Below are 10179 nucleotides of genomic sequence, written 5' to 3' on the forward strand. Positions count from 1 at the left end.
GAATTCAAAATTGAGAATTCAAAATTCCATCAGGCGGACGGGTGGCATTCCTAATTCCTAACTCCTAATTCCCAATTCAGGAGCCAGTGGCTACAAGAAGCCACGTTCCTTCATCCACTTATCATTGAAGATCGTGCTCAGGTAACGGCTCCCGGAATCGGGGAACACGGTGACAATCCGTGCCGGTCCATCGAGAGTGGCGGCGAGCTTTCGCACCCCCCAAAGGGCGGCGCCGGAGGACCCACCGGCGAGAATGGCTTCACGCCGTGCGAGCCCCCTGGCGGCGCGGAAGGCCTGGCGATCGCTGACGCGGTACATGTCGTCGATCAATTCGAACTCGGGGCAGGCGATAATCTCCTCGTCGCCCAATCCCTCGATCAGGTAGGGCTCCGGGTTGCCATGCTGCCCGCTGTGGAAGTGATCGTAGAAGACCGATCCTTCCGGATCGACCGCGATGACCCGGATCTGGGGATCCTGTTCCTTCAGGTAGCGTGCGACGCCGCAGATCGTGCCACCGGTGCCGATTCCTGCGACCAGGTAGTCGATCTGGCCGCCCATCTGTTGCCAGATCTCGGGGCCGGTCGTGTGGTAATGGGCCTCGGAGTTCTCCCGGTTGTTGTGTTGGTCGGTGAAGAAGGCTTCCGGTGTCGAGGCTACGATCTCCTTTGCCTTTCGGTTATAGCTTTCCGGATCCTCGGGCGGGAGGTCCCCGTCGACCAGAACCAGTTCGATGCCCATCGCGCGCAGGCAGTCGAGCTTCTCTTTCGAAGTCTGGCGCCGTACCACCATCGTGCATCGAAGATCGTGCAGGACCGACATCATCGCCAGACCCATGGCGGTGTTGCCCGACGAGTTCTCGACTACCAGATCACCGCCGTGCAGTCGGCCTTCCGCCATGGCCTTTTCAACCATGTAGCGGGCGATGCGGTCCTTGATGCTCCCCATCGGGTTGAGATACTCGATCTTGGCGAAGACCTCGCAGTCGAAGTCGTTGACCGTCGAACCCAGGCGCACCAGGGGAGTCCAGCCCACCGCCTCCGAAATACGGTCGTAAACGCGGAGCTCATTCATGGGTGGGGATTATAGACACGTCATCCGTGCGATTCGGTGACGACGGTGTAGCAGGGCCATGAAAGTTTTGAGTTTTGAGTGTAGAGTTTTGAGTCGCCCCCCAGTCGGCCAAGGTTCCCGGGTGGGTCGGAACTCGCGCACGACAGCGTTTTGTGGCTGAGGCCGGAAACGTAGGGAGGGTGGGAGCCGGTCAATTGGCCACTCGCTCGCGGGGGTGAGGCACGACGCCCGAAGGGCGCCAGTAACTCAAAACTCAAAACTGAGAACTCAAAACTAAACGGCTACTTGTGGACACATATGCCCGCGTAGCCAACGACGGCAGAGCGGTCACCGCTGGCATCGCCCGAGGTGGCGTAGGTCACGAGATGGGCGTCGTTCGCGCCGAGTCGGTTGGCGGCTTCGATGGCCACTGTTGCGGGCACCACGCCGCACATCGTGATGCCCTCTCGGTGCACCGTCTGGTAGAGCTTTTTCGGATCGCGTTCGACTGCCGCGTCGATCGCCATTCGATCGAGGGTCCGCGCCTGTTCGTCCGGCAGGTAGTGGCTCATATCCGAAGATGCGACGATCCCGACGTTCTCACCGAGGTCTTCAATCAGGTTTGCGAGCGATTTTCCGAGGTCGAGACTCTCGTCGAGTCCGAGGTGGCCGAGGCAGATCGGCACGATCTCCACCTGGGGTTGGCGCGCGAGCAGGAAGGGGAGCTGGACTTCGAGCGAGTGCTCCCGCCAGTGAGCATTCTGGTCGAAGCTGGCGTCGGGCAGCTTCTCTTCGACCATTGCCGCGAGCTCGACATCCAACGGCTGTTCGCCGAGAGGTGTCCTCCAGCGACGGTGTGGAGCCACCGCAACCCTTGCCCCGATCCCTGAATGGTTGGGACCTAGAACAATCACTCGGCGCGGCACCTCGAGGTGGCCGTAGAGCTCTCCCGCCACTCCACCGGAATACATGTAGCCGGCGTGAGGCGCGATGCAGGCCAAAAGGTCATGGCGACCTTCCGACACCTTCACCAGCTGTTCCAGCTCGCGCGCGAGCGCTGGACCACTGCCCGGGTAGAAGGAACCGGCGACTGCGGGCTCTCGCAGGATCGTCTCCATCGGACCTCCCAAGCCCGTACTGTTCATGAAATCTTCCTTGGGTTCGGCTCTTCGCCCCACCCATTGGTGTTCTCTCGCATCGAGTCGCGAATTCCAACGGGCATGCAACCTCGCCACCCTCGTCTCGAGACCTCATGATAGATCGGGCTAGCTGTGATGTCTCACTACAAAGGTAGGTCGTCCAGTCGGCCCTGGTCAAGGTGCTTCATTGCCTCCGAGAAGGCGGACGAGTCGGGCGTCGGCAGGAGGCGTTCGATACGAGGGGAGATCCGACACGGCAACCCACCTCAGGGACTGGCCCTCGCGCCCGCGCGGCGAGCCCGCGAGGATGTGGGCGCGGAAGAACAAGAGGAGAATTCGAAGGTCGTGTTCTTCGTGGACAGCGAAGGTTAAGGGCTCGTCGACGGCGATCTTGATGCCGAGTTCCTCATCGAGCTCTCGAATCAGGGCCTCGGTGGGGTGCTCTCCTCGATTGATTTTCCCTCCCGGAAACTCCCACAGCCCGCCCATGTGCCGGCCCTTCGGGCGCTGGGTGAGGAGCACTCGTCCCTCGACATCCCGAATCACTGCCGCCACCACCGTGATCTCTCGCTTCGGTTCCTTTGTGTGGGCCATCGCGAAACCGTATCCGCACTCGACCTGCCGGTCAACACGCGACCTAACGAAATATGAGAAGGATTACAGAGGCACAGAGGTCACAGAGTACAACTATTTTGCGAGTTTTGGATTTCGAATTTTGAATTCATCACCCGCTCGCTCAAGGTCCGCTCGCTCGCTGAAAACTAAACCGCAGATCACGCAGATCAACGCAGATACCACCGCCCACCAGATAGAACGCAGAGCCGTCCGGCCGAGCACGGTTGTCGCCCACAGATCACACAGATAAACACAGATGACGCAGGTCCACGTGCCCAGAAACGCGAAGATGCGAAGGAGCGATCATTGGGTACCGAACACCGGGCAGCCAACACCGGCCGGTCGGCTGTCGAGCCGTCTTCCCGTCGAGCCGTCTTGACCGGGTGGGTGCACGGCTTGGCGACCTTGGTGTCCTGGTGGTTCGAACAGGACCTCAGGCGCGGGCACGGACTCGGGTGCAATGTGTTAGCGTAACTCCTGGACACGGACCATGAAGCTCGTCATCCAGATACCGGCATGGAACGAGGAGGCATCGCTTCCGGAAACCCTGGCGGCCCTGCCATCCGAGATCGAGGGCGTTGACGAGATCGAGGTCCTGGTGATCGACGACGGATCGACGGATCGAACCATGGAGGTGGCAAGCGAGGGTGGAGCTCGGGTGGTGCGGATGCCCGTTCACCGCGGGCTTGCGGTCGCCTTCACGACCGGCCTACGCAGCGCGGTTCGGAGCGGCGCCGACATCGTGGTCAACACCGACGCCGACAATCAGTACGACGCGCGCGATATTCCAACCTTGGTGGCCCCCATTCTCGATGGCTCGGCGCAGATGGTGATCGGTGATCGCCAGGTGGCCAGCCTGCCACACTTTTCGGCCACCAAGCGACTGCTTCAGAAGCTCGGTTCGTGGGTGGTGAGGCGCCTTTCCGGAACCACCGTGCAGGATGCGACCTCCGGATTCCGGGCGATCTCGCGGGAGGCTGCGCTGAGGCTGCACGTGTTCACCCGGTTCACCTATACCCTCGAGACGATACTGCAGGCTGGCGAGGCCGGGCTGAGGGTGGCTTCGGTGCCGGTTCGGATCAATCCGGGGGAGGGCCGACCGTCTCGTCTCTTCAAGTCTGATTTCGGATACGTGCTGCGATCTCTGGCCAGCATGGCGCGCATCGTTATCCTCTACAACCCCCTCCGGATATTCCTCATGCTCGGTGCGGTGCCGGTGGTGATTGGCTTCGCCCTGTTGCTCCGATTCCTCTATTTCTACCTCACGGACATTTCGCCGGCGGGCCACGTGCAGTCGCTGATTCTCGCGGTGATTTTGATCGTCATCGGCAGTCTCGTCTGGCTTGCCGGGGTCATGGCCGACCTGACCGCGGTCAACCGGAGGCTCCTCGAGGAACTGGTCGAAAGTCAACGCGAGCAACATCTCGAAGGCCACCACTGACGGCGGTTCTGATCCCCGCTCGAACGACCGAGGTCCGCGAGTAACGAATCCGGGCCGTAGTCCGTAGCGTGGGGTTCTCGCGCACGCTCCTGATCGCGCGATTTTCATACCGAACTTTCGATTTCAGGTTTTTCGATCGGTGTTCCGCCACTCCTCCGGGTCTTTTGCCTCCCGCCCTTCCAGCTCTTTGACCTCCTCCCACAACCTATCCTGTTCGGCGAGGTTCATGGAGCGGAAGTCCCGTCCCATCTCTCGCGCCCGCTCCTCCATCGCCTTGAACCGACGGATGAAGGTGGCATTGGTTGCCTGGAGAGAGGTTTCCGGCTCGATCCCGAGGTGGCGGGCGAGGTTGGCCATGACAAAGAGAACGTCTCCCATTTCGGACTTGACTCCAGCGTGGCTGGATGCCTCGCCCTGTGCGAGCTCCTCTTCGAGTTCTTCCATTTCCTCACGCATTTTGACCATGACGTCCGCCGGCTTACGCCAGTCGAAGCCGATAGCTGCGGCCTTCTCGGTCATACGGTAGGCCTTCAGCAACGCGGGGAGCGAGGTCGGTACGCCATCGAGCACCGAGGGATCTTCGTTGCCGGCCCGTTCTTCTCGTTTGATGTCTTCCCAGTTTTGCAGGACCTCGGTCGATCCCGAGACCTCACGGTCGCCGAAGACGTGGGGGTGGCGACGAACCATCTTTTCCGAGATGGTGTCGCACACGCCGTCGATGTCGAACCAACCGTTCTCACGTGCGATCCGGGCCACGAAGACGATCTGCAGGAGCAAATCTCCGAGCTCCTCGCGAAGCTTCGCCGGATCGCCATCTGAGATGGAGTCCACCACCTCATAGGCCTCCTCGAGGAAGTACGGGGCGAGGGTGTCGAGGGTCTGTTCGCGGTCCCACGGGCACCCCCCTGGATCACGGAGTCGATCCATGATGGCGACGAGACGATCAAAACTCTCCGATGACATGGCGGGCATTCTACCCCCACCCACCCCCCCGATACTTGATACTGGATACTCGATACTCGATCCACCCGCCCACCCCTTGCCAATTCAGCAAGGCGATTTATCGATTTGTTGAATCCAGCATCCAGCATCCAGCATCCAGCATCCAGCATCCAGCATCCAGCATCCAGCATCCAGCATCGAGCATCCAGCATCGAGCATCCCATCTTGACCGCCATTTCGGGCCGCAGATATCCTTAACGCGCATGAACGATGCACATCGGCAGCCGCAGGCCTTCAGGGATCGAAGCGTGGGTCTGGTCGTCTTCGGTGCGGTCGTCATTCTGATCGGACTTTTCTGCTTGCTGCTGGTGCCCCTGACCATCGTGGCGGCGTCCGTTTCCAGCTCGGCGGCTGGCGTCGGGGTGGATCTCCGTTCGGCATGGTCGGCCTCGATGATGAACCTGCTGATGGCTGTAGCGTTTGTATGGCTCGGAGTGGGTTCGATCCGCGCGCACCGCTGGGCGTGTGAGGTGCTTCTGTCGCTTTCCTGGATCTGGTTGCTTACCGGCATTTCGACGTTGCTGGTTGGTGCCCTGGTGGTTCCGATGCTGCTTCGGGAGAGTGGTGCATTGGCGGGGCTTCCACCCACCGCAGCGCCGTTGGTGCTGACGGTGACCTTCGGCCTGATTGGCGCTGCATTTGTGGTGCTGCCCGCCATCTTCATTCTGTTCTACCGCTCGCCGCACGTGACCGCGACCTGCCGCGCCCGTCACCCGGAGCCCGGGCGAGTCGATAGCTGTCCGCGACGGCTCCTGACCCTGACCGTAGTCTGGATCCTGGCCGCAGCCTCGGTGCTGCTGATGCCCGCTTACAATTTTTTCTTCCCGCTTTTTGGTTTCGTGCTGACCGGATCTGCCGGCGGCGTGGGGTGGGCCCTGAACCTCGCGGCCTACGTGGCCCTCGCAGCGGGATCCTGCAAACGCGCGTCGTGGGCGTGGTGGGGAGGGTTGGCGGTTACGTTCCTTGCCGCCGTGTCCTCTGTCCTCGTCGTTCTCCGACATGATGTCTCGGAGATTGTAGCCCTGATGAAACTTCCGGAGGATCAGGCCTCGATGGTGGCGGCGCTGGGAATCTCTTCCGGTTGGCCAATGGCCATCATCAGCGGAGTCGTGTGGGGGTCGTTCTTCGCTTATCTGCTCGCGCTTCGCGGGTACTTCATCCATCCACCGCCCGAGCCCAATGGCTGAGGCGAACAACGGCGGCCGTCCGGGTGCCTCCAGGGGTTGTCTGGTGACTCTGGCGAGTGCGGTGGTCTTGGCGTTCGCGTCTCCGTTTATCGGACTGGTGAGGGTGATGAGAAAGTGGCGGCGCGGATCCGATCTTCGTTCCGTCGTCGAAGAAACAGTGGTGGATGCGTCGGCTCACGGAAAGCACCGTCTGGATCTCAGCCTCGACGTGCCCCTGGCGGCGGGGGAGGATCTCCGGCGTCGTTTGACCGAGACGGTTGTGCGGATTGCTGAGACCTTGAGGCGGTCGGACGACGTCTACCACGTCGTGTATCGGTTGCCCTGGGAGGACGAGCCCGTCGTGATGCCGGTAGGCCCGAAGTTGCAGGGGTTGGGTGAGCGGTTCGCGCTGGTCCAGTCGCAGGGGACTCTGGAGAGGCGCACGACGGCATGGCTTACCCTACCCCGGGAGCTGGCCCTCTCGCAGGTGGTCGATCCGGAGGCCTACGACCCCGAGTCCGAAGGCGAACCGTCGGGGTTGTTGACTGACCCGCGCGTCAGGTGGTCGATGGCGACGGAATGGGCCCGTGTCGGGCCGTCCCTGATCGTTCGGATGATCCTGGTTGTGCCATCGCAGGAGGCAGGCCGGGTGAAGGAGATGCTCGAGTCGCTGACCTGAACCGGCATCGTCCGAATCACCACAGAGGCACGGAGTTCGCCCATTTCGGATTTCGGATTTGGAATTTGTCATCAACCTCCGCGATGAACCGCAATTAACGTAAAGACGCGAAGGTGCAAGGCCTTTTTTGTTGACTTCGCCTCTTTGTGTGGGCGGGCGGTTGGTTGGAGCTTGGTATTCTTGGTGACTTCGCGGTTCTCGGGTGGGCGGGTAACAGATTCGAAATCCCAAATCCGAAATGAGTGGGTGGCTCGGTGTCGTCTCTGTGCCCTCGGTATCTCTGTGGTTGTTCGGCCACAAATGCGCCGCCGAGAGTCAGCTTGATGGCGAGCGGCAAATGTGTTGAAATCAGCGGGTTCCGGCGGGGTTGGGAGGATTCATGGACGTTGGGCTGGTCAAGGATCGCAGACCCTTCGAGCATCGCATCGGATTGACTCCGGGCGGTGTGCGGGCTCTCACCGAGAAGGGTCACAGGGTTTACCTCGAAGACGACGCCGGCCTCGAGGCGGGATTTCCGAACGAGGTCTACCGCGACGCCGGCGCAACCGTGGTCTACTCCGATGAAGAGGTGCGACTTCGCTCGGAAATGCTGATCCGGTTGTCACCGCCGTCTCCCGAGGAGTGCGAAAAGTACGTGCCCGGTCAAATCGTGATCTCCGCCTGGCACCTGGCGGTTGCGTCCGAGGATTACTTCAGAAGACTCCTCGAGGGTAGAGTGTCGACCGTAGGTTACGAAATCATCGAGGATGCCCACGGTCGCGCTCCCGTGCTCAAGGCGATGTCGGAGATCGCCGGACGTCTGGCAGTGACCATCGGCGCCGGCCTGGTTCTCAACGAGTTCGGCGGCAAGGGCCTGCTGATCGGTGGCGCTCCCGGGATTCCACCCGCGTCGATGGTGATCCTCGGTGCCGGTACGCTCGGCTGCGAGGCCGCCAAGTACGCACGCGGGATCGGCGCTCACGTGGTGGTGCTCGACAAGGACATCGACGCTCTCCGCCGGGTCCAGCAGATGACGGTCGACGAGATTCCAACCATGATCGCCACCCGGCAGCGGATCGAGAAGGCGCTCGCCTTTGCCGACCTCCTCGTCTGCGCCGTTGCGGTGCACGGAGAGCGCACGCCGGTGTTGGTGACTCGCGACATGCTCAAGCTCATGAAGCCACGGTCGGTAATCATGGATCTCTCGATCGACCAGGGCGGTTGTTGTGAGACCTCGAGGCCGACCGATTTTTCGAATCCGACGTACGAGGTCGACGGCATCATCCACTTCTGCGTGCCCAATCTCCCTTCGACTGCCTCTCGCGCATCGACACGCTCCCTCACCAACTCGATGCTGCCATACGTCGAGCAGATCGCCGACAAGGGGTTCGAACGGGCAATCCGCGAGAACACATGCCTGTGCCGAGGGACCTACACGCACGACGGCCACTGCCTCCGAGAAGGTGTCGCCAGGATTTTCGACGTACCGCACCACGTGATCGACGGGGCATGAGGGCGCCATGGACTGGAATAGCCTCTACCGTAGCCGCGTGACGACCGCCAAGGAAGCCGTCAAGGAGATCCGGTCGGGCGATCGGGTGTGGGTCCATCCTGGCTGCAACACGCCCACTCGGTTGATCGACGCCATGGTGGCGAGGGCTCCGGAGTTCGAGGACGTCGAGGTGGTGCATATCCTCACCCTTTCCGATGCCCCCTACGCCGATCCCGGAATGGAGGCCCACTTCCGCCACAGGTCCCTCTTCACCGGAGGAAACGTCCGTCGAGCGGTCAACGAAGGTCGGGCTGATTTCGTTCCGATTCACCTCCACGACATCCCGGCGCTGATCTCCCGGGGGCAGATGCCGGTCGATGTTGCCCTTATCCACATCTCTCCGCCGGACGAGCATGGTTTCTGCTCGTACGGGGTGGGTGTCGACGCCACCAAGACCGCTGTCGAGCACGCGCGCGTAGTGATCGCGCTGATCAACCGCCAGATGCCGCGCGCCCTCGGAGATTCCTTCGTCCACGTCTCCAAGCTCGGCAAGGTGGTCGAGGTCGACGACCCTCTCATCGAGCACCCGATGTCGCCCGAGGTTTCGGAGGTCGCGCGCAAGATCGGCGAGAACATCGCCTCGCTGATCTCCGACGAGGCGACGATTCAGATGGGCATTGGTGAGATCCCGGATGCGGTGCTTGATTTCCTCGGCGACAAGAGGCACCTCGGGGTCCACACGGAGATGTTCTCGGACGGCCTGGTGGACCTTTTCGAGGCGGGGGTGATAACCAACGAGAAAAAGACCCTCCACCGGGGCAAAATCGTCGCCTCGTTCGTCATCGGCACCCGGCGGGCCTTCGATTTCGTCGATAACAACCCGTTCATGGAGTTTCATCCCTCGGAGTACGTCAACGACCCGTACGTCGTGTCTCGCAACGGCAAGATGGTGGCCATCAACTCGGCCATCTCGATCGATCTCACCGGTCAGGTCTGCGCGGACTCCATAGGCACCCGAATCTACTCAGGCTTCGGCGGCCAGCTCGACTTCATTCGCGGCGCTGCGCGGTCGGAGGGGGGCGTTCCGATCATCGCTTTGCCGTCGACTGCGAAGGGCGGCGAGCTATCGCGGCTGGTGGACACCCTCGCCCCTGGATCGGGGGTGGTCACGACCCGCGCCGACGTCCACTACGTCGTGACTGAATACGGCATCGCGGACCTTTTCGGCCGCAGCATCAGGGAGCGTGCCCGTAGCCTGATCGACATCGCCCATCCGGACTTTCGCGAGCAGCTGGAGCATGCGGCCGCTGAACGTAAGCTGCTCTAAAATTAGGAATTAGGAATTGGGAATTAGGGATTAGGAATTAGGAATGAGGAATTTTGTCCACCTGTCCCTGGATCCAGAGGCTGCAATTTGACGGGATTTCCCGAGTTCAAGGTCGAAACGGCGGTTGTTCGTTGCGAACCGTCGGGCCGCGAGATCACGGTGGTCCATGGAACGAATCTGCTGGATGCCGTCCTCCAAATCGGGTTGGGGCTCGGCCAGTCGTGCGACGGAGTCGCCCTGTGTGGTTTCTGCAAGGTCAAGGTCCTCGATGGCCTCGAGAACCTGAGTC

10 protein-coding genes are annotated in these 10179 nt (G+C 61.5%); 6 read left to right on the forward strand and 4 right to left on the reverse strand.

Going from position 1 to position 10179, the window contains the following annotated elements:
• Nucleotides 1-90 precede the first annotated feature (90 nt).
• The 3 genes from LJE93_09320 to mutT all read right to left on the reverse strand — a co-directional run bounded on the left by LJE93_09320 (nt 91) and on the right by mutT (nt 2783).
• Nucleotides 91-1071 carry a cysteine synthase family protein gene (locus LJE93_09320; protein MCG6949095.1) on the reverse strand — a complete coding sequence of 327 codons (981 nt, stop codon included), beginning with the start codon at nt 1069-1071 and terminating at the stop codon, nt 91-93.
• Between the two features lie 281 nt (nt 1072-1352).
• Nucleotides 1353-2168 (reverse strand): AmmeMemoRadiSam system protein B, encoded by an 816-nt coding sequence (amrB, locus tag LJE93_09325; protein ID MCG6949096.1) that lies wholly within the window; start codon nt 2166-2168, stop codon nt 1353-1355.
• A gap of 195 nt (nt 2169-2363) precedes the next feature.
• Entirely contained in the window at nt 2364-2783 is a 420-nt protein-coding gene (gene mutT, locus LJE93_09330) for an 8-oxo-dGTP diphosphatase MutT (protein ID MCG6949097.1), read from the reverse strand.
• 511 nt (nt 2784-3294) lie between these two features.
• On the opposite strand from mutT, the gene LJE93_09335 reads away from it, so the two are divergent.
• Nucleotides 3295-4245: a glycosyltransferase family 2 protein gene (locus LJE93_09335; protein ID MCG6949098.1), complete on the forward strand. Its 951-nt coding sequence runs from the start codon at nt 3295-3297 to the stop codon at nt 4243-4245.
• A 123-nt stretch (nt 4246-4368) separates the two neighbouring features.
• Here the strand turns inward: LJE93_09335 and mazG are convergent, their stop codons facing one another.
• A complete protein-coding gene (gene mazG / locus LJE93_09340) occupies nt 4369-5208 on the reverse strand; it encodes a nucleoside triphosphate pyrophosphohydrolase (GenBank protein MCG6949099.1) in 840 nt (279 codons plus the stop codon).
• Between the two features lie 242 nt (nt 5209-5450).
• Here mazG and LJE93_09345 point away from each other — a divergent pair, with 242 nt between their 5' ends.
• The 5 genes from LJE93_09345 to LJE93_09365 all read left to right on the forward strand — a co-directional run.
• Nucleotides 5451-6434: a hypothetical protein gene (locus LJE93_09345; protein ID MCG6949100.1), complete on the forward strand. Its 984-nt coding sequence runs from the start codon at nt 5451-5453 to the stop codon at nt 6432-6434.
• A 43-nt stretch (nt 6435-6477) separates the two neighbouring features.
• On the forward strand, nt 6478-7092 hold the full coding sequence (locus tag LJE93_09350; protein ID MCG6949101.1) for a hypothetical protein: 615 nt from the start codon (nt 6478-6480) through the stop codon (nt 7090-7092).
• A gap of 379 nt (nt 7093-7471) precedes the next feature.
• Complete coding sequence (locus LJE93_09355) at nt 7472-8584, forward strand: alanine dehydrogenase (GenBank protein ID MCG6949102.1); 1113 nt, start codon at nt 7472-7474, stop codon at nt 8582-8584.
• Between the two features lie 7 nt (nt 8585-8591).
• The gene (locus tag LJE93_09360; GenBank protein ID MCG6949103.1) at nt 8592-9890 is read left to right on the forward strand and encodes a 4-hydroxybutyrate CoA-transferase; all 1299 of its coding nucleotides are present in this window, start codon (nt 8592-8594) and stop codon (nt 9888-9890) included.
• 87 nt (nt 9891-9977) lie between these two features.
• Nucleotides 9978-10179, forward strand: a 202-nt coding sequence (locus LJE93_09365; protein MCG6949104.1) for a 2Fe-2S iron-sulfur cluster binding domain-containing protein, incomplete at its 3' end; no start/stop codon positions are given.

The organism is Acidobacteriota bacterium (assembly GCA_022340665.1).
Taxonomy (GTDB): Bacteria; Acidobacteriota; Thermoanaerobaculia; order Thermoanaerobaculales; family Sulfomarinibacteraceae; genus Sulfomarinibacter.

What these genes read in the sequence shown, in the direction of transcription:
- mutT (MCG6949097.1), bottom strand. Translation starts at nt 2,783, where the DNA reads ATGGCCCACACAAAGGAACCGAAGCGAGAGATCACGGTGGTGGCGGCA.
- LJE93_09360 (MCG6949103.1), top strand. Translation starts at nt 8,592, where the DNA reads ATGGACTGGAATAGCCTCTACCGTAGCCGCGTGACGACCGCCAAGGAA.
- LJE93_09320 (MCG6949095.1), bottom strand. Translation starts at nt 1,071, where the DNA reads ATGAATGAGCTCCGCGTTTACGACCGTATTTCGGAGGCGGTGGGCTGG.
- LJE93_09345 (MCG6949100.1), top strand. Translation starts at nt 5,451, where the DNA reads ATGAACGATGCACATCGGCAGCCGCAGGCCTTCAGGGATCGAAGCGTG.
- LJE93_09335 (MCG6949098.1), top strand. Translation starts at nt 3,295, where the DNA reads ATGAAGCTCGTCATCCAGATACCGGCATGGAACGAGGAGGCATCGCTT.
- mazG (MCG6949099.1), bottom strand. Translation starts at nt 5,208, where the DNA reads ATGTCATCGGAGAGTTTTGATCGTCTCGTCGCCATCATGGATCGACTC.
- amrB (MCG6949096.1), bottom strand. Translation starts at nt 2,168, where the DNA reads ATGGAGACGATCCTGCGAGAGCCCGCAGTCGCCGGTTCCTTCTACCCG.
- LJE93_09355 (MCG6949102.1), top strand. Translation starts at nt 7,472, where the DNA reads ATGGACGTTGGGCTGGTCAAGGATCGCAGACCCTTCGAGCATCGCATC.